Below are 24,590 nucleotides of genomic sequence, written 5' to 3' on the forward strand. Positions count from 1 at the left end.
TTCGAGGCGGGGGCAACCGGTCTCCGACCTCGCCACCGAGAGGTGATCACCCACCAGCCGGCCCCCAGGGCAGCATGCCCTGACCTCCATCTGGCCAGTTCGTCTCAACGGCTGAGCCAGGTATGCGGCCGGTTGTCGAGCCTTCAGCGAGTCGGCGCAGGGTCAGGGCAGCGCCGAAATGCTGCACGCCGTGGGTGGTGTGTGGGTCCAGGCCGGTCAGTTGGGCGGCGCGGGCGAGGCGGTTGTCGACGGTGTTGGGGTGGACGTTGAGCGCTTGGGCCGTGCGGCGCCGGTCGAGGTCGCAGTCGAGGAACGCGGCGACGGTCTCGACCAGGCCGGCGTGGCGGTCCAGGGGGTCGAGGAGTGCGGACAGCTCGGCGGCGCTGTCCTTGGATCCGGCTAGATGGTAGTCGAGTAGCACGTCCTGGAGTCGGTGCACGCCGGGTGTGCGGGCGATGGCGGCGATCCGGCGGGCCTGTTCGGCGGCGGCGGGGACGTCCTGGGGGGTGGCCGCGAGGGCGGCCCCGGCGATCGCCGGGCGGGGCAGGCCGGTGGACAGGTGTCGGACGAGGTCGGCGTGGGGTGTGCCGAGGGGGAGCAGGATGTGGCCGCCTTGTTCGTCCGGCAGGCTGAGCGCTCGGCCTGCCGCGGTGGGCGCGAGCCGGCCCAGGACCTGGTGGAGCAGTCGTCGTGCGGCCACCGGCTCCTGAGGTGTGGGGGAGCGGACGCTGAGCACGAGGTAGCCGGGTTCGAGAGGCAGACCGTACCGGGCGGCCACCTCTTGTGGCGCGTCACCGCGGATCAGTGCCGCGGCCAGTTCGCGTCCAGCCGCCTGCTGGTCGGCCGCCCCCAGCAGGTACGCCTCGGTGACCTGCTCGACCATGGCGTTGACGCCCCTGAAGTGCCGGCGGACGAGCCAGAGAAGGGCGGCGTCCTCTCCGGAGCGGGCGGCGGCGCAGAGCGCGTCGGTCAGTACCTCGGCACCGACGTGGTACGACCTGATCAGCCCGATCAGGGGGACGCCTTCTGCGGCACGCTGGGCGGCGCGCTCCCGGAACACCTCGGCTTCGGCGTCGGCGAGGCCCTGCGTGCAGCGCAGGAAGTCGCGGATCGCCTGGCGGGCGGTCGAGGCGGCCTCCAGGTCCTGCAGATCGTCGGGGAGTCGGTCGAAGCCGGGGACCTGGGCCCGCTGGCGCTCGACGACCAGCCTGGCCAGCTGGTTGATCCGGGGTTCGAGGCGGGCGACCAGTCGGACCGCCTGCTCGCGTATGTCCTCGCCGGACTCCGGTGCCTCATGTGGCGACCCGCTTCGTTGTGACACGTCACAACGATATGCCGTCGTGAGTGTCCTCCCCGCCGATTGCCCTGGCCCCTCGGGGGGGGCGACAGTGAAGCGCGGGCGATCGGATCTTCGTCCCGCACGGTCGTGATGGGTCATGAATGCTGGAACGAGCCGATGGGGATGGCATGGGTTCTCTCCCTCGCCGGGTACGCCGCGGGGCGCGCAAGCTCGCTAACCGTCCTTCGGTGCGCCGACGTTTTGCCTCGCCTGGCGGTCGGTCACGCCCGCCCGTCCTCATGCGGAGCACCTTCCGACCGCGCGCCCGGGTACCCGAGAACGTCGCTGCACGGCGCTGAAGTTCGAGCGTCGCCGCTGCAGCCGCGGGGTGCCGTCAACTCTGACAACTGTCTTGTGAGGAACAACCGTTATGAACGCAACGCGTCAACCCCGACGTTGGGGTGCCGCCGCCTGCGTGGGGGCGGCGGCACTCGTGCTGGCCGCCGGGCCGGCAACCGCCGCCCAGGCGAGCGCGGCACAGCCTTCGCCCGCTCCCGCCGCCAGCACCACCACCGCCGACGCGGTCAACGCGTATGTATACGGCTACCCGCTGGTCCTGATGCGGGCCACCGAGCAGGCGTCCACCAACGTCGTCAAGCCCGATCCGGCGACCATGCGAGCACCGGTGAACCAGTTCGCCAAGGCGGACACCACTCCAAGCCCGCAGTTCCACACCGTGGTGGCCCCCAACGTCGACACCCTGTACACCTCGGCGTGGCTGGACCTGAAGGCCGGGCCCATCGTGCTCCATGTACCGGACACCCACGGCCGGTATTTCCTGATGCCCATGCTCGACGACTGGACCGACGTCTTCGCCTCCCCGGGCACCCGCACCACCGGCAGCGCGGCCGGCGACTTCGCCATCACCGGTCCCGGCTGGCACGGCCGGCTGCCCGCCGGAGTCAAGCAGATCAAGGCCCCCACCCAGACCGCGTGGATCATCGGCCGAACCCAGTACAACGGCCCCTCCGACCTGCCCGCCGTCGAGGCCCTGGTGAGCCACTACACCCTCGAACCGCTGAGCGCCTACGGCCACCCCTACACCCCGCCCGCAGGCCACGTCGACCCGACCGTCCCCGCCACAGCGCCGGCCACCCGCGTCGCCGAAATGAACGCGCAGAGCTTCTTTGTTCAGCTGGCCTCGGCCATGGCCACCAACCCGCCCGCGAAGAAGGACGCCCCCATGGCGGCCACCCTGGCCCGCCTGGGCATCGTCCCCGGCCGGCCGTTCGGCATCAACGCCAAGGGCCCCGCCACAGCACGAGCCCTGCGCCAGGCCGTACCCGCGGCCCAGCAGCAGATCCAGGCCGCACTCGCCACGTCCGGAAACAATGCGAACGGCTGGCGCGTCATGCGCAACCTGGGCGACTACGGCACCGATTACATGCTGCGCGCGGTCACGGCCTGGTACGGACTCGGCGCCAACCTCCCCCAGGACGCCGTCTATCCGCTGACCCGCACCGACAGCCAGGGCAAGCCGCTGACCGGAGCCGACCGGTACGTCATCCACTTCGCCCCCGGCCACACCCCGCCGGTGAACGCCTTCTGGTCCCTCACGATGTACGACGCATCCGGCTTCCTGGTCCCCAACCCGATCAACCGCTACGAGGTCGGGCACACCGTCAAGCCGACTCTCAACCCTGACGGTTCCATGGACATCTACATCCAGCACGACGCCCCGGCGGGCAAGCAGTCCAACTGGCTACCCGCACCCAGCGGCCAGTTCTCCCTGATGCTGCGTATGTACTGGCCCAAGCCCAGTGTCCTCGACGGCACCTGGACCCCGCCCCCGGTCACCATGACCAGCTGACGCAAGCCTCGAGGCAGCAATCCTGCAACCAGATCGTGAGATTGCCCCGCCTCGCTGCTTGTGGACGCGAACGCATCCTCCGAGGACACCACGGATCGGTGGCGGCTGAACAACGGTTCACCCGCCACCGAGGGGCGTATACGTCCGGGGCGGTTCCCGGCGCGACCCGGGGCGCGTATCGGATGGCGATCACCGTGGTCGGGGAGATGGATCGGACCGGCTGCCAGCCCGGGCCGCCCTCGACGGCCGGCCGCAGCAGGCCGACCCGCTAGACCCAGATAGGCCAGTCGCAGCAGCACGTTGATCACCATGCCGGGCCAATCGCCAGTCTCGCCAGAGCGCCGACTCGGCAACGCGGTCGACATCTGGTGGATCACCGCTCACCGGCCCTCACCAGGGCGGATGAGGTTATCGGCAAGGGCAGCGTCCGAAGGCGGGCTCCAAGACCCTCTGGGGAAGATGCTTTTGGGCCTCTCGCGAAGATGCGGTCAGGCTCCGGCCGCGGTCGCCATGTCGGTGAGGGGGGCGGACTCCTGGCTGCCAGGACCGGTGTCCGACCGGTTGCGCATCGGCCCTAGGGCGCGGATCGAGCGGAGGGTGGGTGGGCGTCCGCGCCGCTTCGGCGCACAGGTTGCGGTGTGGCGCCGTTTGGGCAGGTTGCGGTCCCGGCGGAGAATCGTGTCCGGGCGCACCAGGGTCAGGAGTTGGCACAGTCTGTCCCTCGGGAGGCGGTGGAGCGGGCCGGTGAGCGTCGCGCGGTCGGTGTCAGTGAACGATGGCGTGCCCACCTGGAGTTGCAGGACCAGTAACTGGTGCCGCAACGCGAGGAATGCGATGCCCTTCTCCTGATCGCTCATGTGGCCCCGGAACGATCTCGGGGCCCCGAGCCTGGTCAAGCGGGTCACCCACGACCGCCGGTGACGGCGGCTTGGGCACCGCGCAGTTCACCGGAACGTCAGCGCGCCACGTACGGATCCACGGGCTGCAGCGCGGTACCAACTGGGGCTATTCGCTGTACGAGGCCGGCGTCTACGGCAGCTGACGCCACCGATGGCTGACCCGACGGCCGGGGCCGGCGGCGTGCCCCGCATCGCTCGAAGCGCGGGTGATCGGTTGTCGTCCGGTCAGGCGAACTCCGGCGTCATAGCAGCAGCGACCTTCAGGTGCGGAGCGGCCTGCTCGTGCAAGCTCAGGCGCTGAAAGGTGCGACCGAGCATGAGCCGGAGGTAGGAGTCGTCCGGCAGGTCGGTGACCAGCTGTTCCAGAGCTTGCCGGGCGCGGCCGAGCTGGGCGGAGGTGAAGTACGCGCGGGCGGCGAGGCGACGTACGTTGAGGTCGTCGCCGTGATCGTCGAGCAGCGGTTGGAGCAAGGTGAGCGCTCCGAGCGGGTCGCGCGTTCCAGGAGGGACTCGGCGTAGCGCAGGCGCCCGACCTCTTCGGGTACGTCGCGTTCGGGGCCTGCGGTGGCGAGGAAGTCGGCGATGACGTCGGGTGGTTGGGCGCCGGCCAGGGCCCGGGCCCCGACGACGATCGTCGGGGAGGTCTTGATACCCCGCGCCTTGCCGACCAGGCGAAGCTCCCGGACGGTGCGGTCGGCCGCGTCGGTGTCGAGCAGCGCGGCGGCTTCGGCGAATCCGGCGGTGGCCGCAATGGTCCGGAGCGTCTCACGCGCGCTGATGTCATGGCCCTCGACGAAGTGCGCCCGCATCAGGTGCTCGGCCACGGTGTCCTGCAGTGTGCTGCCGCCGTGCTCGTGGGCGAGGGCGAGGAGGCGCTGGGCGTCGTGGCTGCTGGATCGCCAGGCCGGGCCCCAGTTCGGTCCGAGTCCTTCCGTGGCTGCGATTCGGGAGATGGGCACCCGGTCGTCTGCCGTCCCCGAGCTCCCTGTGGTCGGCGGGTCCACCACGCACCGGGCTGCGGCGTCGTCGACCATCGGGTCGCGCTGGGCCGGTTCCGTCGGGGCGGCCTGGGGCGGGGCGGTCGGGTCGATCCGGTAGGGGCGCCAGACGACCTCGATGTCGCGGGCGGACAGCGCCGGGTCGGCGATGGCTGCCTCCAGTCGGCGTTTGCCGATGTAGGCCCAGGGGCAGACCACGTCCGCCCAGATCTCGATACGCATCCTTGCCCTCATGTCCTCTCTGGGGCTCTTGCTCGCCGTGCGGGTGTGCAGGCCGGTGTGGGCGCCGGGCGCCCACACCGGCCCGCGGAGTGGGTTGACGACCGGGGCCGGTGCGGCCCCACGTGCGGGGCGGTCAGCCGATGAAGTCGACGAGGTTCCGCTTGAGCTCGTCCTTCGGCAGGGCGCCGACGATGGTCTTGACGGCCTTGCCGCCGGCGAAGACCGACCTGAACGGCGGCCACGCCGAGAAGACCTCCAAGCTGCCGGACTACAACGGCCTGCTCTCCTGACGCTTCTCACCGGAGTGGACTCACGCTCGCCCGGAGCCCGACCAGTGTGCCGGGCCCGGGCGGGCTCTTGTGGATACGGGTGACCTCGAGGTGCTGCTTGGCGATGGCGGAGGCATACGAGGCTCTGCCGCCGTCGTTCACACGCAGGTCCGCGAAGCGGGGGACGACGGTGTCACCGGTCGGGTTCAGGTCGCCGGGCTCGACGTCCTCGCTCGTGCTGTCCGTCGCGAAGTGGTTCCTGCGGTGGCGGACGGCGTCTCCACGCTGCCGACCACCTGGTGATCACTCCGGCCGGTCAGCGGGATTTGCCGCCGATCCGGCCTCGAAGGACCGCAGAGCGGTACGTGTCGACTACGGCTGTGTGGATCCGGGGTCAGGTCGGGGCTTGGGCGCGCAGACGGGGGAGGGGCTGCTCGGCCCAGATGGTCTTGCCGGTGCCGGTGTGCCGCGTGCCCCAGCGCTCGGTGAGCTGGGCGACCATCATCAGGCCGCGTCCGCCCTCGTCGAAGATGCGGGCGCGGCGCGCATGCGGTGCGGTGCTGCTGGCGTCGGAAACCTCGCAGATCAGCGTCCGGTCCTTGATGAGCCGCAGCTGGATGGGCGGGGCGGCGTACCGGATCGCGTTGGTCACCAGCTCACTGACCGCGAGTTCGGTGACGAAGGCCAGCTCGTCCAGCTTCCACGCGTGGAGCTGTGCGGTCGTCCGCGTGCGGGCCTCGGCGACGACGGCCGGATCGGCGGGCAGGTCCCAGCAGGCGACGTGCCCGGCGTCCAGGGCGCGGGTGCGGGCGATCAGCAGTGCGACATCGTCGGCGGGCCGCTCGTCGAGCATCGTCTTCAGGACGGCGTCACAGAGGGTTTCGAGGTCGCAGGCCGTGTCCGGCGAGGGGACAGGGCCGGCGAGGGCCGCGCGCAGCGCGTGCAGGCCGGTGTCGACGTCGCGGTGGCGGGCCTCGATCAGGCCGTCGGTGAACAGCGCGACGATACTGCCTTCGGGGAGCTCGGTTTCGACGGTCTCGAACGGCAGCCCGCCCAGGCCCAGTGGCGGGCCGGTGGGCAGTTCGATGAAGTCCACGGTGCCGTCAGGGGTCACCAGAGCGGGCCATGGATGGCCGGCGCTGGCGAGCGAGCACCTGCGGGAGATGGGGTCGTAGACCGCGTACAGGCAGGTGGCTCCGAGTTCTCCGGGCGGCGCGTCAGCGCACTCCTTCCCCGTGCCGAGCTGGATGACGAGGTCGTCCAGATGTGCGAGCAGCTCGTCCGGGGCCAGATCGACGTCGGCGAGGGTGCGTACGGCGGTGCGCAGGCGGCCCATGGCGGCGGAGGCGTGGATGCCGTGGCCGACGACATCGCCGACGACGAGGGCGACCCGGGCGCCGGAGAGCGGGATCACGTCGTACCAGTCACCGCCGATGCCGGCCTTCGAGTCCGCGGGCAGGTAGCGGCCCGCGATGTCGACGGCGGCCTGCTCGGGAGTCCCCTGTGGCAGGAGGCTGTGCTGGAGTGTGAGGGCGGTGGTGTGCTCGCGCGTGTAGCGGCGGGCGTTGTCGATGCAGACCGCGGCGCGCGCCGCCAGTTCCTCGGCGATCGGCAGGTCATCCCGCCCGTACGGCGGCGCGGACGGGTCCAGACGGGTGAAGAGGACGACGCCGAGGTTCGTACCGCGGGCACGCAGCGGTACCGCGAGCAGCGAGTGCGCACGGTGCCGGCGTATCCAGGCGGCCCGGTCCGGGTCCTCGGCCAGCCAACGGACGATCTCGGGATCGGTAATCCGGTGCGCCGTGCCCCGGCCGGTGGCCAGGCAGAGGGTATGCGGTGAGAACTCCGGATAGCGGGCCGGATCGCCGACCGCGACGACACCCGGCACATCGGAGCAGACGGCCACGCGCCGCAGAACCAGGGGGCGGTCGGTGGGGATCGGTGCGGGCTCATCCCCGTGCAGCACGGCATCGAGCAGGTCGACCGAAACGAAGTCCGCGCAGGCGGGCACGGCCACGTCGGCCAACTCCTGGGCAGTGCGGGCCACATCCAGGGTGCTGCCGATCCGCCTGCCGGCCTCGTCGAGCAGCGCCAGACGTTCGCGGGCCGCGTGCTGCTCGGAGAAGTCGAGTGCGGTCATCTGCACGCCGTGCACCAGCCCCGCCGGGTCCTTGAGCGGCGTGAAGTGGACGATCCAGGCGTGCGGGAAGGCCTCTCCCGGCACCCGCAGGTAGTTCTCGAGGTGCTCCGGCCGACCGGTCGCCGCCACTCGCTCGACACTCCGCTGGGGGACGCCGAACAGCGGATCCGGCATGTGCTCGGTGATCCGGCGCCCGCGAAGCTCCCCCTCCGGGGCTCCGAGCTGCTGCACCATGGCCTCGTTGACGTACACGAACCGGCCCTCGGTGTCGTAGATCGCCAGAGAGAGCGGGGACTGGTCGAATGACCAGTGGAGCAGCGGATCGTTCTCGCGGTCGTTATCCTGCCCCAGTGGGGCGGCCTCGAGCAGCCAGCCCGCCTGGCCGTCACCGGCGGGCAGCGGACGGGCACACAGTCGGCATTCCGCGGGGTGGCCGTCGCGGTGGCGCAGGACCACAGGTCCGACCCAGCCCTCCTGCCCGGCCAGCCGCTCGCGAGCGGATGTAGGGAGGGGCGACGCGAGCAGATCCGCTGCGGGCCGGCCCACGGCCTCGGAGTCGGAGTATCCGAGCAGCCGTTGTGCGCCGGTACTCCAGCCCGTCAGTGCTCCGTCCGGAGCCGCGGTGGCCACGGCCGCACCCGTGGCGAAGGAGCCACCGGGATGGCCCTCACCCGTCGCTGGTGTGTCCATGCTGATCATCTCGCTTCACGCGTCCGTTGACTCAAGGATTCCTCGGGAACGGCACCAGTTCACATCGGGCCGCGGAAGCCGGGCCTGGGGCACGAGAACCGCCCCGCGAAACCCGGCACTTGCACCATGGGCGACCTGCTCCGGCAGCACAGGAACGCCCGCCACCCCCGACGTGCCGACCGTCCAGCGCCGCGAGCTCTCCCGCGTCCGCAGCGAGAAGGGAATCGGCTGGGGCGGGCGACTGGCCACGTTGCCGGCAGCTCTGGGACGGCCCTGGGCCGGGGGGGGCTGGTCTGACTACTCTGAGTAATATCGGGCCGATCTCGGGGGCGGACGTTGATCGTCTGGAGGCTGCCGTCCGATTGCCGTCAGGTTGGGTGCTGTCGCTCTGAGTTGCCAAAGAGGCTGGATGGCTGACGCGCTGCCCGTCACACTCTTGATTGCTGACGCGGTTGTGCCGAGCCGTCGGGGTGGGCTCGGAGCTGCTTGTCACGGGGTGGAGTCGACCCTGGCGCGGCGGTTGGTCCGGGTATGAGCGCCGTCGGCTGCCGGGTGGATGCGGTGTCAGACGAGTCGGTCGCGGTTGTCTGCGGCGATGGCGCGGACTAGTGCGGCGAACTGGGCGCGGCTGTGGTGCTGGTGCCGTTCGGCTGTCTCGTCGTCCGATTCTTCCTCGTCGTCGTCCCGATCCTCGTCCTCAGCGTATTCCTGGTGGAGGAGCCAGCAGCCGTTGATGCCGGTGAGGAGGTCTTCGAGGAGGTCGTGGGCGGGGCGTCGTGGGTCCAGCGGGGTGAGGCGGATACCGGTGAGCACGTCGTCCGCCTCCTCGGAATCGTCGTCGTACTCGATGATCATCTCCTCGTCCTCGTCGAGTTGCTCGCGGACAGCGGCCGGGTCGGGCAGTACGCCGTCGGCGACCCGCATGGCATGGCGCACCAGCCCGGTGACGGCGTCGTAGGGGGAGACACCGTTGTCGAGGAGTTCCAGGACGAGGGTGGGTGTCGCGTGGGGGAGTGCCTCGATGTTGTCCGCTTCCCGGATCACCTCGGTGGGTGCGTACCCGGATGCCTCCGAGACGGCTTCGGCGGCGGCGTAGAGCCAGTGGGCGGCTGCCACGGCTGCGGCGGTGGGGTCGATGTCGGAGTAGAGCGCGGCCGGGCCGAACGGGTCCTCCTGCAGGAGCCGGTCGGCGGCGGAGACCTGGGCGGGGGAGGCGCCTTCGCGGCTGAGGAGCACGGCCTGCTGGGCCCGTCCGGTGAGGTCGCCGAGCTCGGCGCTCTCGACGGCGGCCAGCTCCACCGTGGTCTCGGCGCGGATCGCCTCGGTCAAATCCGGGATGTCCAGGGCGATGAGGGCGCGGCCGACGCGGTGCGCGTTCTCCAGCACCGGGCTGTACTCGACGATCATCGAGCCGCCCTGGGGGAGGTTCGGCGTGGTCACGGCTGCGGTGACCTCGTCGAACGCCTTGCGTTCCTCTTCCCGACGCCAGCCCTCGCTGTTGACCTCCAATGAGTCGGCGGCGCTGGCCGGGTGGGTGTAGGTGCGCCAGGCCGCTGTCGACAGCTGGGTGAGTGCACCGGCTAGGCGGGACAGCGCGGCGAGGTCCGTGCCGGTCGGGACGGTGGCGATGCGGGTGGCAAGGTCGCCCTCGCCGGTTCCCCAGGTGGCGATGAGTTCGTGTCGAACAGGGTCGACGCAGTACCGGGTCATGACGGACCACCTCCAGCTCGACTCCGTCATATCACCGATCAACCTGCTGTCGTGGTATGACTCACTTCGCTTGGGGCAGTGACGGGTTCGAGCGCCATCGTGGCACCCGTTGGGGACCTCCCGGGGCGGCGTGTTGGTGTCGATGCCTGTGCCGACCGGAATCTTGTCGCCGCTGGTCAGGCCGCGTATCGGTACTCGTTGATGACGCCGCCGAGCACGCGGGTGCGGAGGAGCCGGTGAGCGGCCAGGTCGGCTCTTGGCACGGGGCGCCTGAGCGAGGGGCGGGAGCTGTGCTCGAGCCTGGTGTGGGCGATGGCGGTTGTAGTGCCGGGCGTAGGTGTCGAGGACCTGCCGGGCGTGGATCTCGTTCCATATCAGTAGGTGGTCGAGGGCCTCTCGACGCAGGGTTCCGATGACTCGTTCGCAGTGGGCGTTCGCTCGCGGAGCACGAGGTGGCGTCTTGATGACCTCCACTTCCTCAGCCTTCAAGGAGGGATCCCTCCGGCGCGAAGCCCGGCTGTCGGTCCCGCCGGCGATGACCCTTCCGGACTGGGCAGCGCACGACCTCCTCGACGTGCTCCGCCCGGACTCCGACGAGGATGAGACCCCTGCTGCCGACGCGACGCTCGGGCGTCTCTGACCGGAAGCCCGGCCAAAGACGCCCCACCCGAATCCAATCCGCAGCACCGAAGCCGTTCGACGTGTGGCTACGCCGCCCGCCGGAGGACCTCGCCAGGCCCGGGGACCGGACTCTGCCCGGCGGCGGCCCGGTCGAGCGCCTGGGCCAACGCGAGCACGGCCTGGTCGGCGGAGTCCTTGAGGAGGTGGCCGTAGAGGTTGATCGTGGTGGCGATGGTGGAGTGCCGCAGGGTCTTGGAGATGACGGCGATGGGGATGTTCTCGGCGATCATGATGCTGGCCGCAGTGTGGCGCTTCTGGATCGCGGCCTGGCGATGGAGGGCGGCCATGACCCTGGGGGAGAGGCTGATCCAGGCCCGGCCCGCCTCGGTCTTCGGCTCCCGGAGATGAATCTTCCCGTTGTCGATCGCGGCCAGGGTCCAGCGGACGAACAGCTTGCGGTCCATGAGGTGGACGTCCGACCAGTGCAGGGTGAGAACCTCACCGCGGCGCATGCCGGTGCCGAGCATGACCTCGAACAGATCGGTCAGCTGGTCCGCGTACTGCTCCACACCCTGCTGCAGGAACGCCGCGGCCTGCTCGGGAGGCCAGCAGATGCGCTCGGCGGCGCGGGGCCTGGGCGGGACGGAGTGCTTGGCCGGATTGTAGCGCAGTCCCCAGGCGCGGACGGCGGCGTTGAGGGCGTTGCGCAGGGTGGAGACGATTCTGTAGACGGTGACCTTGCCGCGCTTGGCCTTGCGCTGGGCGGCGATCCAGCGCTCGATGTGCTGGGGGCGCAGGTCCGGGAGGCGGTAGTGGCCGAAGGCGGGGATGAGGTCTCGTTCGACGCGCGCCTCGTAGCCGGCGTAGGTGTTCGGGGCGAGCTCCTCCTTCTTCGTGGCCAGCCACTGGCGCAGGAAGCTCGCCACCGTGGTGCGGCGGTCCTCGTAGACGCCCCGCAACTCACCGTCCAGCACCGCCTTCATCTCCCGCGCCGCCTCGGCCCGGGTGGCGAACCCGCCGCGCCGGCGGGTGCGGCGCTCGCCCTCTTCCGGGGCCAGGTCGACGCAGTATGTCCACGACCCGCGACCCGCCTCCTCGAGCAGCCGCACGCACCACAGACCCAGCTGCTTGCCGTTCCCGTCCGTACAACCACACCGCCGGTAGACCCGACCCCGCTGCGCACGCTGTCCCATGAGCTTCCCCTTCTCTCGGACTGGATGGTGACTCTGGGCAAGAGTGGCTGCCACGTCGGGTGTGGCGGCAGAGCGCGCTGGGCGGTGCGCGAGGCACGTCAGAACCATCTGGCGAAGACACGCTCAAGACGACACACCGCGCGGAAGATCACCATCCGTAGCCAGGGGGTAAGCGACCATGATCCGCCCGCAGACGCCGGCCCCGTGGGTCGGCTGACGACATCGGCGCAAGGACAGTCGGGCAGGCGTGACGCTGCTTGCTGAAAGCACGACAGATATCGATCACAGGCAGTACCTGCGGTGGGGTAGTCGGTCTGGGGACCATTTTGGGACCGCACCTGATGAGCGCCTATGGGCGCTGGTGATCCGAAACGGACACTTGCGTGCAAAGTAAACAGTGAGCCACCGTCAGCAGCCTGCGGCATCGCTTTCGCAGAGAAGTCCCAATTCACTTTCACTTCATGGTGGTCGAGCAACAGGAAGGCCGAGACCTCAGGGTCTCGACTGTTGACAATAAGTGAACCCCTTGACTGGGGGTCAAGGGGTCGCAGGTTCAAATCCTGTAGTCCCGACTTGCAACGCTGCAGGTCAGAGGCCGTTTCCGCCGGATGACGGAGACGGCCTTCATGGTTGGTGGTCGCAGTGTGGTCGTGAATGCCCGTTCACGTCCTGCCGATGAGTGTCGCGGCTGATCGCGGAGCAGCTCGACGCAGCACAGTGCGGCTTTTGTCCGTTCGGTCGAACAGCTGAGCGCAGTGTGATGGGCTGCCGGACGCCGCTCCGGTACCGGAACGAGCGCGGTTTCCCGGGGAATGGGCATGCTCGTGGAACCCGCGGCGTGGACTGTTCCAGCGGGCGGCGGGCCTGAGTGGGTGTCAGCTACCTCCTGCGGTCCCCACTCCTTGATCAACTCGGGGAGGCTACAGATTTCGCGTCCGAATGACTGGCTGCGACCACCATGCGATCACCAAAGCGGAATTGGGCCATTGACCTGCGGCTCGCGGTGAGAGCCCGGGCACCGGACGGAGGCGGATGGGCTCACGGCGTGCGTCGCAGGGCTGCGTCCACCGCCTTCGACAGCTGGTCGCGCAGAGGCGCGCTCGTGATGAGGGTGATGGCGTCGGCAAGGGCCGGTAGATCAGAGGCGCTGTGGCGGGCGCCCATGCGATTCGGAGGGGACGCTCGGCCAGCTCGGCGTCGCGCGTACCCTCCGCCTCAGAGAACCGCGTCGGTCTCGGGTCAGAGCTTGTACATGGTGGCGTAGGGCTGGGTGATGCTTTCGCGCCGAGATCCGAAGTCGACGAGGACCGCGATATCGCTGTCTCCTTCGACCTCGATGGCCCGGCCGAGGCCGTACGTGTCGTGGGTGACGCGGTCTCCGACGGTGAAGTGCTTGCGTGGCGTTTCGATCCGGGCCTTGAAGGGGCTGGTGGGCAGGATGCGGCGGACTGCTACAGATCGTGTCATTCCTTGCAGTATGCGCTGAAAATCGCGGGAGCTGGTCTTCTGGTGCGCTTAATTTCTGAGCCACGGCAGGAATTTCGCGTACGCCGTCCGCAATGATCACGGATGGCGCCGGTGGGCGCGCTGCGTGGCCGGCGCGGCGGGGCAGGTCCGTCCTTGGCGCCCGTGGGGCTCGCCCATCCGAGGAGGGTGGGGCGCGGGCGTCGAGAGGGCAGAGCTTCCAGGCCAACTAGGCTGTTTCTCATGTGTGTTGACGGTCATGTTGCCTCGCGACCTGCGGTCCCGGGGGAAGGGCCCTGCAGAACCGGGGGTGGAATTTCCGCCCGTCGCGGGCCTGGACCTGCTAGAGTAGTTTTAGTTGCAGTAGTGGTTCCCATGAACTTTGTGTGCGCCTGCTGATGTTTCGCAGGCGCCTTTTTGTTTCCCGGCTCTTCCCCGGGTGGGTGCTCATCGCGGCGACTCGAAGTCCGCGCTGTGCGGGTTTCGGACAGCCCCTTGAAGGAGATTCTTTTATGGCTAATGGCACTGTGAAGTGGTTCAACGCGGAAAAGGGCTTCGGCTTCATCGAGCAGGAGGGTGGCGGCGCTGACGTGTTCGCCCACTACTCGAACATCAACGCCAACGGCTTCCGTGAGCTGCTCGAGGGCCAGAAGGTCGAGTTCGACGTCACGCAGGGCCAGAAGGGCCCGCAGGCCGAGAACATTCGTCCGCTGTAGTTTTTTGCCACGGCACCCGCCTGGTAGCGAGGGGCCCGCACCGCGTACATGATGCCCGGTGCGGGCCCCTCGGCATTGCGCCACGATGCACATCCCCGGCCGTTCAGGCCCCCTGGCTCCGCCACCGGCGGCCATCCCCACGCGAGACGTCCCGCGCCGCGTCCGGATCGGCGCCCTGCCGTGACACCCACGGTTCGAGGATCTTCGCTCCTTGCCTTCGCGGTGAGCGCGGACCTGAGGTGACGTGCCGCACGGTTTCACCGTCCACGCCCCGCCCTCTCCATACTTTCGGCCCGTTCCTCGCGATCTCCTGCCGGCGCCCCGCGCTGCGGAGCCGCCTCGTGACGCGCCGCCCCAGGAAGGTTTCCCATGAACCGCTCCAGTCGCTCCCCGTACCGCAACACCAACTCCCGCTCCTCGGGCTCCGCCCGCTCCGGAAATTCCTACGGATCCCGCTCCGGCGGCAGCTCCTTCTACGGCGACCGGCCCGCCGTCGGCCGCAACTCCCGTCAGGGCTCCCCCCTGCAGGGCGAGTTCGCGATGCCGGTGAGCACCACCCCGGCGCTGCCGGCCGTCGAAGCGTTCGACGAGCTGGACATGCCGGAGGCGCTGCTGTCGGTGCTGACCCGGCAGGGCGTCACCGCGCCGTTCCCGATCCAGGCCGCCACGCTGCCGAACTCGCTGGCCGGACGTGACGTCCTCGGACGAGGCCGCACTGGCTCCGGCAAGACCATCGCGTTCGGCCTCGCTGTGCTGGCCCGCACCGCCGGCCGGCGCGCGGAGCCGCGCCGCCCGCTGGCCCTCGTGCTGGTTCCCACCCGCGAGCTCGCACAGCAGGTCACCGACGCCCTCACCCCGTTCGCCCACGCACTGCGGCTGCGCATGGCGGCCGTGGTCGGCGGGATGTCGATCGGACGCCAGACCCACGCCCTGAACCATGGGGCCGAGGTCGTGGTCGCCACCCCCGGTCGCCTCAAGGACCTGATCCAGCGCGGTGACTGCCAGCTGGACGAGGTCGGCATCACGGTCCTCGACGAGGCCGACCAGATGGCCGACATGGGCTTCCTGCCGCAGGTCACCGAGCTCCTCGACCAGGTCGCCGAGGGCGGCCAGACGATGCTGTTCTCCGCCACCCTGGACCGCAACGTCGACCGCCTGGTCCGGCGGTTCCTGAAGGACCCGGTCACCCACTCGGTGGACCCGTCCGCAGGCGCGGTCAGCACGATGGAGCACCACGTGCTGCACGTGCAGAACTCCGACAAGGCCGCCACGATCGCACACATCGCCTCCCGCGAGGGTGGCGTGATCATGTTCACCGACACCAAGCACGGCGCCGACCGCCTGGTGGAGGACCTGCTCGCCAACGGGGTGAAGGCAGCCGCCCTGCACGGCGGCAAGTCCCAGCCGCAGCGCACCCGCACCCTGGAGCAGTTCCGCACCGGTCAGGTCACCGCGTTGATCGCGACCAACGTCGCTGCCCGGGGCATCCACGTCGACGGCCTCGACCTGGTCGTCAACCTCGACCCGCCGAGCGACCACAAGGACTACCTGCACCGCGGTGGGCGCACGGCCCGCGCCGGTGAGTCCGGCACCGTCGTCACCCTGGTGCTGCCCAACCAGCGCCGCGCGATGGCCCGCATGATGGCCACGGCCGCCATCACCCCCGTCACCACCCGCGTGAGCGCCGGTGACGATGACCTGGCGCGCATCACCGGCGCTCGGGTGCCCACGGGCATCCCGACCGTGATCGCCGTCCCCGTCGTCGAACGCCCCCGCCGCAGCGCGTCCACGAGCCGCGGGCGCCGCGGCCGCCCGGCCCACGCGGGAGTCGACACCCGCGCTACCGCCACGGGCCGCGACAGCAAGGGCTCCTCCGGCCGCCGCCGGGCACCGCGCCGTGTCGCCCTCGCCGCTTAGCGCGTACGTGGGGGCCGGGACTGCCGCCGTGGTCCCGGCTCCACCGCTCACCAAGCGAACAGCATTCTCGGCCCGCTCCGGCGCACTTGCCGGCCGTCCCACCGTCAGCGTTCTGCCTACCGTCGGTCCCGGCGGTGGATACGCGAAGGAGTCTGCCCATGACCATTACCCTCGAACGTACCGAGACCGCCGCCACGGTCGGCGACCTCATGACATGCCCTGAGCTGCAGGTCAGTGACGACGTCATGGTCGACATGGCGATGGACATCCTGCAGAGCTCCGGCGTCGACCACCTCCTGGTTCGCGACGACGACGGCCGCTGTGCGGGGCTGCTGACGCGCCTGCACCTCGCGCCGTTCCAGGCCCGCTCCTGGTACACCGAGCGGACCCCGGTGCGCGACATCGTCCTCGACCGCGCCCCGTTCGCCACCGCCGACATGCCCGCAGACGCGGCGGCCGCCGCCATGCGCGCCCGAGGCCTGGACGTCTGGCCGGTGGTGGACCATGACGGCCACGCAATCGGCCTACTCAGCTTCTAGGACCGTCCCGCCGGCGCCGACGCGCCGGCCATCGGCCTGTCCGCTCGCAGTATCCCTCACCGCTGCTTTCGGCCCCGTGTCCCGCCAGGGGAGGCCCTCCGGGCAGTGGACGCGCAGGTCGGTGCGGCCTCACACGACCCCCGGAATCCCGCGGCCCGGAAGCGGCTTCCGCAGGGGTGGAACTCACACAGCGCCTGGTCGGCGCCGGGGCGGTGCAGCAGGGCCGCGACCGGTGCGGCAGGTGCCGCGCGGCCGGAACGGTGCGCGACGGTCGTCCGGTGCACCAGAGCGGGGACTCGTCTCCGGGGCGGCCGGCGGTGCGCGGCTGTCGCCCACCGCGGGCCGGTCTCGTCGCCCTGGCGGGTGGGCGGGTCAGGTGTCGGCGGCGGGTTCCTGGCCGTGCTGGGAGGAGCGCAGTTGCTCGTTGATGCGCAGCGCTTCTTCGAGTTGGTCTTCGAGGATGATGATGCGGCAGGCGGCGTCGATGGCGGTGCCCTGGTCGACGAGGTCGCGGGCGCGCATCGCGATCCGTAGCTGGTAGCGGGAGTAGCGGCGGTGTCCGCCCTCCGAGCGCAGCGGTGTGATGAGGCCATGCTCGCCGAGGGAGCGCAGGAAGCCGGGGGTGGTGCCGGTCATCTCGGCGGCGCGGCCCATGGTGTAGGCGGGGTAGTCGTCGTCGTCGAGGGAGTCGGGGGTGTGCGGTCGGCTGGTTGCTGTGGTCACTGCACCTCTTCTTGTTGTGTCGGTGGACGCGCTGAGGGGCCCCGGGGCCGTTTCGGCTCCCGGGGCCCCGAAGGGTTTTACACCATCTGTCGGCCCTGTGGCCGGCTTCCTTGTGTCCGCCTCGCCCCGGGGGTGGGGGCGTGCGGGGATCGCGTATGCGTGACCGGAAACCACCGTCCTTGCCTTGGGGGTCTTCGGAATCCGCCCGGTTGATGCTTCACGGGCCGGGCGATCCTGATGGCGCTCTGTCCCCTCCGTTCATCCTCTGTACTGACCGAATTACTGCGAACTGCGGGTACTTCCAACTTCCGGGTACTGCGACCTGCTGAACTGCTGGTACTGCGAACTGCGTGGTAGTGCCAACTATCCGGTACTGCTGTGGCGGTCCTTGCGGTCCTTGCGGTCCGCCGGTTCCGGCAGCCAGCCCCGTGGCCCGTCCTGCTCAACCACTCGGCCTGGAGCCCCGCTGCCGGACTCCCAGTACGCGCGCCGGCAGCCTGGCGCCTTCACTGGGATACCGCGTACTGCGACTGCCGGTATTGCCTGACTCGACGTCACCTGCTGGTAATGCACTTGCCGAACTCGGTACCGCTCGGTAGCGGCCCCTGATGCCTGCGGGCCACCTGGCCCGGTCGCCAGTCCCGTCGCCGTCCTGCACCTGCTGTGGCTCCGTGACTCCGTGACCGGGCCGCCTTTTGCGTCACCTTCTTCACGCCCACCTGCCCGGCGTGTCCTGCTGAACTGCGGTACCGCTCGGTGGCGATCCCTGATGTCTGCGGGCCGCCAGGCCCGGCTGCCGACCCTGTCGCCTTGATGGACCATCCCTGGCTTCAGGACCCTGCAACCGTTCCTATCTGCGAACTTCTGTCCTGCTGCCCGCCAGTTCATGTCTGGGCGGGTACCACTTGACCTCGTCTACGAGAGAAACACTAACTACGGTGCGCGGCAATGTCTACTCTGGCTGGCATAGATTTTTCGATGCCGGTCGGGGAGGTATTCTGCGCCCCGCACAGGGCGGGGCGGTCGGCCGCCGCAGTCGCGCCAGGGCGGAGGACGCCGCACAAGGCGGCCAGGAGGACGAGTGAGAAGGAGGCGAGCGCTGGAAGCGCGGCAAACCGCGCGGCAGGTGCGCACCCCCGACCCGCATACACAGGCGTCGCTTGTGGCGGCCATCGCCGAAGCCGTCCGCGACCGGGACGAGCGGGTCCTCCGCCGGCTGCTGGCCCGCTTCGCCGAGCAGGCCGCCATCGCGGACCTGCCCGCCCTGCGCGATGCCATCGACACCACCGGGCAGCACGAGGCCGCCCGCCGGAGACCCGATAGGCCGAGCCGGGTCGCCGCACTCCCGCGCAGCGGCCGAGATCATGGACACGGGTGCAGGCGGCCCGGATGAGGCGCTCAGGGACCACCACTGAGCGCCGGCAGCGGGCCGACCCGCGGGCGGGGTGCGTCCTCTCACCGGGCCCGGGAGTGTGTCACCGGTGTCCCGTGGGTCGGCCCGGCGGGCGGGGTGCGCAGCGCGAGGACGGCGATGTCGTCGCGGCCGTCGCCGAGGTGGGCGTCGGCCAGGGTCCGGCACAGGTCTTCGAGGGGCAGAGCGGCCTGGGCGGTGGCGACCTGGGCAAGGGCGGTGAGGCCGGCGTCCAGGGGGACGGCGGGGGCGCTCGACCGGACCCTCCAGATCATGCGTACGGACCCCGACCGGGCCTGGCGCGCGGCTGAGATCGCCAAGCAGCTGGGCCTCTCCAGCCACCGCGGCGTCAGCGCCGCACTCGGCCGCTCGGTCAAGGAGGGCATGCTCCTCAAGCCAGCCCCCGTGACCTACATCCTTGCACCCGACTGGGCCCCGCCCGACCAGCAAGAACCGCTACACGAAGCGGACTTGCAACCTGCGGATTCACGTTAACCACGCGGCATTGGAGTACTTGCGTGGTGCTGGCACTGCTGTGGCTCTCCTTACGCCTGGACCGTAACCCAGGCTTCAAGGACTCCACGAAGATCAGTGCAGCTCAGCGGCCCCACCAGGGAGCAGGTGTGCTCCGCCTCGGCCGCTGCTGTGGGCCTGCTCCCAGGGCATCACCAGTCAGGTCAGGCATCCCGTGGCGGCGGTTCGCTTGCCCGCCGGCTCACGCGACACCTCGAAGCGGGCGCACGGCCAGGACAACCGCCGGACCGTGTTGCCCGATCCGCGCCCGGTCGGGGAGAAGGGCCACTGTCAGGGCCGCGTCGGTGTCCTTCCGGGGTGCGGTCTACTCAGAGGGCGGCGCGGTCATCGGCGGCGGCGGCCGCCGCCGATGTGGCGGTCGTTGGCCAGTGCGGTCAGCGGGCCGTACTCACAGGCGAGCTGATTCCACGTCAGAACCTCGCCACAGCGGGCCGGGAACGTCTTCGGGTCGAACTCGGGCATGGTCCAGGTGCCGGTGCCCCGGTCCCGCAGCCACAGGTCCCCGTCACCGTCGACCACAGTCGGCGGGGCCGGTACGGGATCGGCCTGATCGATGGGATCCCAGGTGACCCGGCCGGGGTGGGAGACGCGGCGCAGCTCGGTGGTGGCCAGCCGTGCGGCCAAGTCGCGGGTGGACTCTTCGGTGTCCTTGACCGACGCGAGCCGGTATGCGTCGTCGAGGACGGGCAGGGCTGGATTCTGGCTGCGCTTGGAACTCATACGCTGGCTACCTCCGTAGGGGGCGCCACATCCGTTATGGCACCCCGTGTAGGAACACGGTATCCGAGGCTGGAGCCGTGCCGGTCTCTACCACCGCTCAGGTGGAGGAGACCGGGGCGGTGGGGCCTGGTGGTGAGCCGGTCCCGGACATGGCGCAGCCGCGGTGGTTCGGGGTGATGGCGATCCCTGAAAACGGCCACCCGGATACAGGTGTTGCCGGACCTGCTCACCTTGATTCCCCGCCGGTGCCGTGTGGAAGGGTTGGCGTCCGCCCTCCCACAGGCGGGATCGGTCGCTACGCCCGTGGGACCGCGGTGTTGCTCCGGCGGACGCGGGTGGTGGTGCGGCCGTAGAGGCGGGTGCCGAGGGTGCGCCACAGAACCCGGGCGGGGCGGGCATCTGCGACAGGAACAGCTGGCGTTCCTGTGCGGTCGCGTCCTCGAGGATCGCGCCGAGGAAGATCACGAGCTTGGTCTTGGGGACGCTGCGGCGTCCGCGTTCGCCGACCTCGGTCCATTCGCGCGGTGCGATGTGGTCGGCCATCAGGGGAAGGCAGTTCGGCTGTTTTCCCGGCTGGTGCCGGGGCAGCAGTCGACAAAGGGGAATTTCGGGGTCATTCCGTCCGGCGGCCTATTATCGGTTCCTGGGCCTGTGGACCTGATCCCCGGCTCACCAGGTACGGAGAGGCGTCACCCGGCCTGCTGCCGATGCGTACCCGAGGAAACACGTGAGCACTGTACAGTCCGTCCCCGTCCCGCAGGTCCTTCGTGAGGCCGGCCGCCGACGGACCTTCGCCGTGATCAGCCATCCGGACGCGGGCAAGTCCACGCTCACCGAGGCGCTGGCGCTGCACGCGCGGGCGATCACATCTGCCGGCGCGGTGCACGCCAAGGGTGACCGACGCGGCGTGACCAGCGACTGGATGGAGTTGGAACGCGAGCGCGGTATCTCGGTGACCTCGGCCGCATTGCAGTTCGGCTATCGCGACCACGTGATGAACCTGGTCGACACCCCCGGCCACGCCGACTTCTCCGAGGATACCTACCGGGTGCTGGCCGCCGTCGACTGCGCGATCATGCTGGTCGACGCGGCCAAGGGCCTGGAGGAGCAGACCCGCAAGCTTTTCGCGGTCTGCCGCCATCGCGGCGTCCCCGTGATCACCTTCATCAACAAGTGGGACCGGCGCGGCCGGGATGCACTCACCCTGCTCGAGGACATCGAGACGCACCTCGGGATCACCCCCGTCCCGGTCGTCTGGCCGGTCGGCAACGCCGGCAACCTGCGCGGCCTGGTCGAAGCGGGGAACACCGAGCAGATGCTGCGCTACACCAAGGTGCCGGCCGGCACGCACGCCGCCCTCGAGGAGCAGCTCACCTCCGAGAAGGCCGCCGAGCAGGAGGGCGAAGCCTGGACGACCGCGCTGGAGGAACTGGAGCTGGTGCTCTCCTCCGGCCCCGGCTACGACCAGGAAGCCTTCGAGGCCGGCAAGATCAGCCCGGTCTTCTTCGGTGCCGCGCTGACCAACATCGGTGTGAAGCCCCTGCTGGACGCCGTGGTCGACCTCGCTCCGGCTCCCGGGCCCCGCCCGCTGGCCAAGGGCGGCAGCCGCGAGGTCGGCGAGGAGTTCTCCGGCCTGGTGTTCAAGATCCAGGCGAACATGGACCCGGCACATCGCGACCGGATCGCCTTCGTTCGAGTCTGCTCCGGCGTCTTCGAGCGCGGCATGCACGTCACCCGCGCGGCCAGCGGCCGCTCCTTCGCAACCAAGTACGCGCACACCGTCTTCGGAGCCGAGCGCACCGTGGTCGACACCGCGTACCCCGGCGACGTGGTCGGCCTGATCAACGCGAGCGCGCTGCGGGTCGGCGACACCCTCTACACCGGCAAGAAGACCGAGTTTCCCCCGCTGCCCGCCTTCGCCCCCGAGTACTTCGCGGTGGCACGGCCCAAGGACATCAGCCGTTCCAAGCAGTTCCGCAAGGGCGTTGCCCAACTCGATGAGGAAGGCGTGATCCAGGTGCTGGTCTCCGACCGGCGTGGCGACCAGGCGCCGGTCATGGCTGCGGTCGGCCCGATGCAGTTCGACGTGATCCTGCACCGGATGGAGCACGAGTTCTCTTCCCCGATCGCCCTCGACCAGCTCTCCTACCGCTTGGCCCGGATCACCGACGCCGACGGCGCCGCAGCCCTGGCCAAAGCCCGCCTGACCAACGGCGAGGTGCTCACCCGCCGCTCGGACGACGTGCTGCTGGCCTTGTTCGCCGACAAGTGGCACCTGAACGCCTTCCAGCGCGCCCAGCCCGACGTCCTGCTCCAGCCGCTGATCGCCACGGCGGACTGATCACCGACCTCTCGGCACGGCGGCGCCGCTTGGCACGGCGGACGGCGCATAATGCGGCCCCTGCCGGGGGTCTTCCGGCGCGCGCCGCCCCTGTGGCTGCCGATGAGTTAGAAGTCATCTCATTTGGGGATTCTCCGCAGGCAGATGACTGCTGCGGCGATGCTGGCGAACGCGGCGAAGTGCTCGCCCTTGCGTTCGTAGCGGCGGTGGAGGCGGCGGAAACCGTTGAGCCAGGCGGGTTGGGTCGGCCGCGCGGCGAGGTGCCTGCCCGTGGCAGGTCCTTTTCCGCGCGGCCTCCCGCCGAACCGGACATGACGGTTTCCCTGTCATCCGGCTCTCCAGTGATCACGGCGTGTGTGATCCGGCTGTTCGTGCCTCGTGGATGCGGTCGTGGCAGGCAGCGCAGGCCACGAGGGTCTTGCGCCGCCGGTCGAGCATGACGCGCGCCCAGTCGGACGGCGGCCATCCAGCACGTGCGAGATCGGCGAGGGCCCGGACGTGATGCACTTGGACATCACCGGTGGCCCCGCAGACCTCGCACGTGTCCGCCAGGAGCCTGGTGATCAGCTCCTTGTGCGGATAGTCCACCCAGACAGGCCGACGGTCGACGACCTTCGCCGACCGCTGCTGTTGAAGAGGGATTCCACCGAACCGCGCCACCAGCGGCTTCCTGTTCTCCCGCTCGATGCAGGCCTCGAAGCAGACTCGGGGCCCGTTTGGTGTGTCGATCCTGGCCTTGTGCTTGGCGGCCATCTTCGTCACGGTCGAACGGTGCTTGCCCGCAAGGGTCTTGAGCATCGAGGTCTCCATGACCCATCGCAGGCGGTGCAGCCGGAAGACGTCTCCGGCAAGCAGGTAGTACTGGACGATGCCCCGGTAGACGGCCCCGAACGTGGCGACGATCGCGTGATCGCTGCCGTTGGTCAGTTCCGTTCGCTTCGCGGGCTTGCCGCGAACGAGGTAGGGCTCGCATTTGGCCTTGATCACGTCCCTGGGGACACGAAGGGCGATCTGGCCGTTCACCCTGCGGTAGCGGCCGGTCTTCTTCGTGTCGTTGTGCTGGGTCGTGATCTCGTAGCCGAGGAACCTCGCCGCCCGGGTGCGGGCGTGGGTGATCAGCGTCTTCTCCCGGGAGAGTTCCAGCTTGAGTTCGTCGCGCAGGAATTCCGCCAGGCGGTGCTTGATCTGCTCAGCCTCGGCTTTCGGTCCGGTGAATCCGAGGAGGTGGTCGTCTGCGTAGCGGACATAGCGAAGCCTGCGATATGACGGATCGTTGGGATCCGCGCTCGGCAGGCTCACCATCCGCTGACGCAGTGCCCGGGCCTGGGCCCGGTCGCCGCGCCGGCGGGCTTTCGCCAGCAGATTCTGCAACTCCAGATATGCCGGGTTGCGAACCCGGCGCTCTCCACGGGTGTACTCCGGGATCAGAACTTTCTCGACGAACTCGTCCAGCCGGTGCAGATATATGTTGGACAGGATCGGGGAAGCCACTCCGCCTTGCGGCGCTCCGGAGAGCGTGGCTCCCCATTTCCAGTCCTCCAGGTATCCGGCTGTGAGCATGTTGCGCACCAGCCGCAGGAACCGCTGGTCATGGATCTTCTCGCCGAGGATCGACAGCAGGACCTGGTGGTCCAGGCTGCCGAAGCAGTCGGCGATGTCCCCTTCGACGAACCAGGACGTCCCGGTCCAGGTGTGGGCCACCTCCCGCAAGGCGGTGTGACAGCCCCTTCGGGGACGGAATCCATGCGATCGGTCGGAGAACGTCGGCTCGTAGTACGCCTCCAAGATCAGGCGGACCACCTCGCCGACGAGCTTGTCCGACCAGGTCGGCAGCCCCAGCGGTCGCGTGCTCCCGTTCTTCTTCGGGATGTGCACGCGCCGGACCGGCCGGAAGCGGTAGCGCTCGTGGCGCATCGCTTCGATGATCCGGTCGATCTTCCGCTGGGACATGCCGTCCACGGTTTCCGGCGTGACCCCGGGCGTCATCGCGCCGTGGTTGGCGTAGATGCGACCGTAGGCCATCAGATACAACTGCGGGTTGAACAACTGTCGATACAGTTCATTGCACGGCAGACGGCGCCTGCCGCGCTCACGCAGGACACCCAGCACCGTTGCGGCGCTCTGCATTTCGCATACCTCCCCATATCCGGGTGTCCGAATCACCTGGCCCCCTTCGCCCTGCGGACGGCTTTCCCGTCCTCCCTGACCGGGCGTGACTCCGGCGACTACTACGGGACCTCCGTCGCCATAGGACTCGCGTCCCGTAGGCGATCCCACGTTCGTCCCTGTCTGTACGTTCTAGCGCGACACAGGCGTCCCACTCATCTCCTTGAA

General features: G+C 69.6%; 20 protein-coding genes and 2 pseudogenes. 8 read left to right on the top strand and 14 right to left on the bottom strand.

From position 1 onward, the window contains the following. Nucleotides 1-46 precede the first annotated feature (46 nt). The gene (locus BOQ63_RS36010) at nucleotides 47-1,321 is read right to left on the bottom strand and encodes a PucR family transcriptional regulator (RefSeq protein WP_072655657.1); all 1,275 of its coding nucleotides are present in this window, start codon (nucleotides 1,319-1,321) and stop codon (nucleotides 47-49) included. A 388-nt stretch (nucleotides 1,322-1,709) separates the two neighbouring features. Between BOQ63_RS36010 and BOQ63_RS36015 the strand changes: the two genes are divergently transcribed. Beyond that, nucleotides 1,710-3,149 (top strand): DUF1254 domain-containing protein, encoded by a 1,440-nt coding sequence (locus BOQ63_RS36015; RefSeq protein WP_072655658.1) that lies wholly within the window; start codon nucleotides 1,710-1,712, stop codon nucleotides 3,147-3,149. 488 nt (nucleotides 3,150-3,637) lie between these two features. Here BOQ63_RS36015 and BOQ63_RS36020 read toward each other — a convergent pair whose 3' ends face one another. The 7 genes and pseudogenes from BOQ63_RS36020 to BOQ63_RS36050 all read right to left on the bottom strand — a co-directional run. Further along, entirely contained in the window at nucleotides 3,638-4,006 is a 369-nt protein-coding gene (locus BOQ63_RS36020) for a hypothetical protein (RefSeq protein ID WP_051835668.1), read from the bottom strand. A 267-nt stretch (nucleotides 4,007-4,273) separates the two neighbouring features. Then, the gene (locus BOQ63_RS36025; RefSeq protein ID WP_318299390.1) at nucleotides 4,274-4,519 is read right to left on the bottom strand and encodes a tetratricopeptide repeat protein; all 246 of its coding nucleotides are present in this window, start codon (nucleotides 4,517-4,519) and stop codon (nucleotides 4,274-4,276) included. A 158-nt stretch (nucleotides 4,520-4,677) separates the two neighbouring features. Further along, nucleotides 4,678-5,280, bottom strand: a pseudogene (locus tag BOQ63_RS36030) (DsbA family oxidoreductase); the annotation flags it as partial. Nucleotides 5,281-5,401: 121 nt separating this feature from the next. Further along, on the bottom strand, nucleotides 5,402-5,527 hold the full coding sequence (locus tag BOQ63_RS36035) for a hypothetical protein (RefSeq protein WP_267885598.1): 126 nt from the start codon (nucleotides 5,525-5,527) through the stop codon (nucleotides 5,402-5,404). 404 nt (nucleotides 5,528-5,931) lie between these two features. After that, nucleotides 5,932-8,367: a SpoIIE family protein phosphatase gene (locus BOQ63_RS36040; RefSeq protein WP_079184140.1), complete on the bottom strand. Its 2,436-nt coding sequence runs from the start codon at nucleotides 8,365-8,367 to the stop codon at nucleotides 5,932-5,934. Nucleotides 8,368-8,931: 564 nt separating this feature from the next. Beyond that, nucleotides 8,932-10,077, bottom strand: a complete 1,146-nt coding sequence (locus tag BOQ63_RS36045; protein WP_030290338.1) for a hypothetical protein — start codon at nucleotides 10,075-10,077, stop codon at nucleotides 8,932-8,934. A 339-nt stretch (nucleotides 10,078-10,416) separates the two neighbouring features. Beyond that, a pseudogene (locus tag BOQ63_RS36050) lies at nucleotides 10,417-10,551 on the bottom strand (integrase core domain-containing protein); the annotation flags it as partial. Here BOQ63_RS36050 and BOQ63_RS36055 point away from each other — a divergent pair. Continuing rightward, on the top strand, nucleotides 10,541-10,717 hold the full coding sequence (locus BOQ63_RS36055; protein WP_167344895.1) for a hypothetical protein: 177 nt from the start codon (nucleotides 10,541-10,543) through the stop codon (nucleotides 10,715-10,717). The pseudogene BOQ63_RS36050 and the gene BOQ63_RS36055 sit on opposite strands and share 11 nt — an antisense overlap. Nucleotides 10,718-10,784: 67 nt before the next feature. On the opposite strand, the gene BOQ63_RS36060 is transcribed toward BOQ63_RS36055, so the two are convergent. Both BOQ63_RS36060 and BOQ63_RS36065 read right to left on the bottom strand, forming a co-directional pair. Continuing rightward, nucleotides 10,785-11,891, bottom strand: coding sequence for a tyrosine-type recombinase/integrase (locus tag BOQ63_RS36060; protein ID WP_143174830.1), 1,107 nt, complete (start codon nucleotides 11,889-11,891; stop codon nucleotides 10,785-10,787). A 1,239-nt stretch (nucleotides 11,892-13,130) separates the two neighbouring features. Further along, a complete protein-coding gene (locus BOQ63_RS36065; protein WP_030290331.1) occupies nucleotides 13,131-13,358 on the bottom strand; it encodes a hypothetical protein in 228 nt (75 codons plus the stop codon). A 509-nt stretch (nucleotides 13,359-13,867) separates the two neighbouring features. Here BOQ63_RS36065 and BOQ63_RS36070 point away from each other — a divergent pair. The 3 genes from BOQ63_RS36070 to BOQ63_RS36080 all read left to right on the top strand — a co-directional run bounded on the left by BOQ63_RS36070 (nucleotide 13,868) and on the right by BOQ63_RS36080 (nucleotide 16,527). Continuing rightward, the gene (locus BOQ63_RS36070) at nucleotides 13,868-14,071 is read left to right on the top strand and encodes a cold-shock protein (protein ID WP_035850027.1); all 204 of its coding nucleotides are present in this window, start codon (nucleotides 13,868-13,870) and stop codon (nucleotides 14,069-14,071) included. A gap of 369 nt (nucleotides 14,072-14,440) precedes the next feature. After that, nucleotides 14,441-15,988 (top strand): DEAD/DEAH box helicase, encoded by a 1,548-nt coding sequence (locus BOQ63_RS36075; protein ID WP_072655659.1) that lies wholly within the window; start codon nucleotides 14,441-14,443, stop codon nucleotides 15,986-15,988. A gap of 158 nt (nucleotides 15,989-16,146) precedes the next feature. Next, complete coding sequence (locus BOQ63_RS36080; protein WP_050366934.1) at nucleotides 16,147-16,527, top strand: CBS domain-containing protein; 381 nt, start codon at nucleotides 16,147-16,149, stop codon at nucleotides 16,525-16,527. Nucleotides 16,528-16,899: 372 nt separating this feature from the next. On the opposite strand, the gene BOQ63_RS36085 is transcribed toward BOQ63_RS36080, so the two are convergent. Next, nucleotides 16,900-17,181 carry a helix-turn-helix domain-containing protein gene (locus BOQ63_RS36085; RefSeq protein WP_079184141.1) on the bottom strand — a complete coding sequence of 94 codons (282 nt, stop codon included), beginning with the start codon at nucleotides 17,179-17,181 and terminating at the stop codon, nucleotides 16,900-16,902. A 1,231-nt stretch (nucleotides 17,182-18,412) separates the two neighbouring features. On the opposite strand from BOQ63_RS36085, the gene BOQ63_RS36090 reads away from it, so the two are divergent. Next, nucleotides 18,413-18,643 carry a hypothetical protein gene (locus tag BOQ63_RS36090; RefSeq protein WP_143174831.1) on the top strand — a complete coding sequence of 77 codons (231 nt, stop codon included), beginning with the start codon at nucleotides 18,413-18,415 and terminating at the stop codon, nucleotides 18,641-18,643. Nucleotides 18,644-18,705: 62 nt separating this feature from the next. Here BOQ63_RS36090 and BOQ63_RS36095 read toward each other — a convergent pair whose 3' ends face one another. Next, complete coding sequence (locus tag BOQ63_RS36095) at nucleotides 18,706-18,936, bottom strand: PP2C family serine/threonine-protein phosphatase (protein ID WP_143174832.1); 231 nt, start codon at nucleotides 18,934-18,936, stop codon at nucleotides 18,706-18,708. Between BOQ63_RS36095 and BOQ63_RS36100 the strand changes: the two genes are divergently transcribed. Next, nucleotides 18,935-19,156 carry a hypothetical protein gene (locus BOQ63_RS36100; RefSeq protein WP_157846518.1) on the top strand — a complete coding sequence of 74 codons (222 nt, stop codon included), beginning with the start codon at nucleotides 18,935-18,937 and terminating at the stop codon, nucleotides 19,154-19,156. The genes BOQ63_RS36095 and BOQ63_RS36100 overlap by 2 nt on opposite strands. 363 nt (nucleotides 19,157-19,519) lie before the next feature. Here BOQ63_RS36100 and BOQ63_RS36105 read toward each other — a convergent pair whose 3' ends face one another. Continuing rightward, entirely contained in the window at nucleotides 19,520-19,915 is a 396-nt protein-coding gene (locus tag BOQ63_RS36105; RefSeq protein WP_030290324.1) for a hypothetical protein, read from the bottom strand. A gap of 727 nt (nucleotides 19,916-20,642) precedes the next feature. On the opposite strand from BOQ63_RS36105, the gene BOQ63_RS36110 reads away from it, so the two are divergent. Next, nucleotides 20,643-22,256, top strand: coding sequence for a peptide chain release factor 3 (locus BOQ63_RS36110; protein WP_072655663.1), 1,614 nt, complete (start codon nucleotides 20,643-20,645; stop codon nucleotides 22,254-22,256). Between the two features lie 345 nt (nucleotides 22,257-22,601). On the opposite strand, the gene BOQ63_RS36115 is transcribed toward BOQ63_RS36110, so the two are convergent. Continuing rightward, nucleotides 22,602-24,383, bottom strand: a complete 1,782-nt coding sequence (locus BOQ63_RS36115; protein WP_191093617.1) for a reverse transcriptase/maturase family protein — start codon at nucleotides 24,381-24,383, stop codon at nucleotides 22,602-22,604. Nucleotides 24,384-24,590 lie beyond the last annotated feature (207 nt).

Source organism: Streptomyces viridifaciens, from assembly GCF_001888885.2.
Lineage (GTDB): Bacteria > Actinomycetota > Actinomycetes > Streptomycetales > Streptomycetaceae > Kitasatospora > Kitasatospora aureofaciens.

What these genes read in the sequence shown, in the direction of transcription:
- BOQ63_RS36015 (WP_072655658.1), top strand. Translation starts at nt 1,710, where the DNA reads ATGAACGCAACGCGTCAACCCCGACGTTGGGGTGCCGCCGCCTGCGTG.
- BOQ63_RS36020 (WP_051835668.1), bottom strand. Translation starts at nt 4,006, where the DNA reads ATGAGCGATCAGGAGAAGGGCATCGCATTCCTCGCGTTGCGGCACCAG.
- BOQ63_RS36040 (WP_079184140.1), bottom strand. Translation starts at nt 8,367, where the DNA reads ATGGACACACCAGCGACGGGTGAGGGCCATCCCGGTGGCTCCTTCGCC.
- BOQ63_RS36045 (WP_030290338.1), bottom strand. Translation starts at nt 10,077, where the DNA reads ATGACCCGGTACTGCGTCGACCCTGTTCGACACGAACTCATCGCCACC.
- BOQ63_RS36055 (WP_167344895.1), top strand. Translation starts at nt 10,541, where the DNA reads ATGACCTCCACTTCCTCAGCCTTCAAGGAGGGATCCCTCCGGCGCGAA.
- BOQ63_RS36060 (WP_143174830.1), bottom strand. Translation starts at nt 11,891, where the DNA reads ATGGGACAGCGTGCGCAGCGGGGTCGGGTCTACCGGCGGTGTGGTTGT.
- BOQ63_RS36065 (WP_030290331.1), bottom strand. Translation starts at nt 13,358, where the DNA reads ATGACACGATCTGTAGCAGTCCGCCGCATCCTGCCCACCAGCCCCTTC.
- BOQ63_RS36070 (WP_035850027.1), top strand. Translation starts at nt 13,868, where the DNA reads ATGGCTAATGGCACTGTGAAGTGGTTCAACGCGGAAAAGGGCTTCGGC.
- BOQ63_RS36075 (WP_072655659.1), top strand. Translation starts at nt 14,441, where the DNA reads ATGAACCGCTCCAGTCGCTCCCCGTACCGCAACACCAACTCCCGCTCC.
- BOQ63_RS36080 (WP_050366934.1), top strand. Translation starts at nt 16,147, where the DNA reads ATGACCATTACCCTCGAACGTACCGAGACCGCCGCCACGGTCGGCGAC.
- BOQ63_RS36085 (WP_079184141.1), bottom strand. Translation starts at nt 17,181, where the DNA reads ATGGGCCGCGCCGCCGAGATGACCGGCACCACCCCCGGCTTCCTGCGC.
- BOQ63_RS36100 (WP_157846518.1), top strand. Translation starts at nt 18,935, where the DNA reads ATGCGTACGGACCCCGACCGGGCCTGGCGCGCGGCTGAGATCGCCAAG.
- BOQ63_RS36095 (WP_143174832.1), bottom strand. Translation starts at nt 18,936, where the DNA reads ATGATCTGGAGGGTCCGGTCGAGCGCCCCCGCCGTCCCCCTGGACGCC.
- BOQ63_RS36105 (WP_030290324.1), bottom strand. Translation starts at nt 19,915, where the DNA reads ATGAGTTCCAAGCGCAGCCAGAATCCAGCCCTGCCCGTCCTCGACGAC.
- BOQ63_RS36115 (WP_191093617.1), bottom strand. Translation starts at nt 24,383, where the DNA reads ATGCAGAGCGCCGCAACGGTGCTGGGTGTCCTGCGTGAGCGCGGCAGG.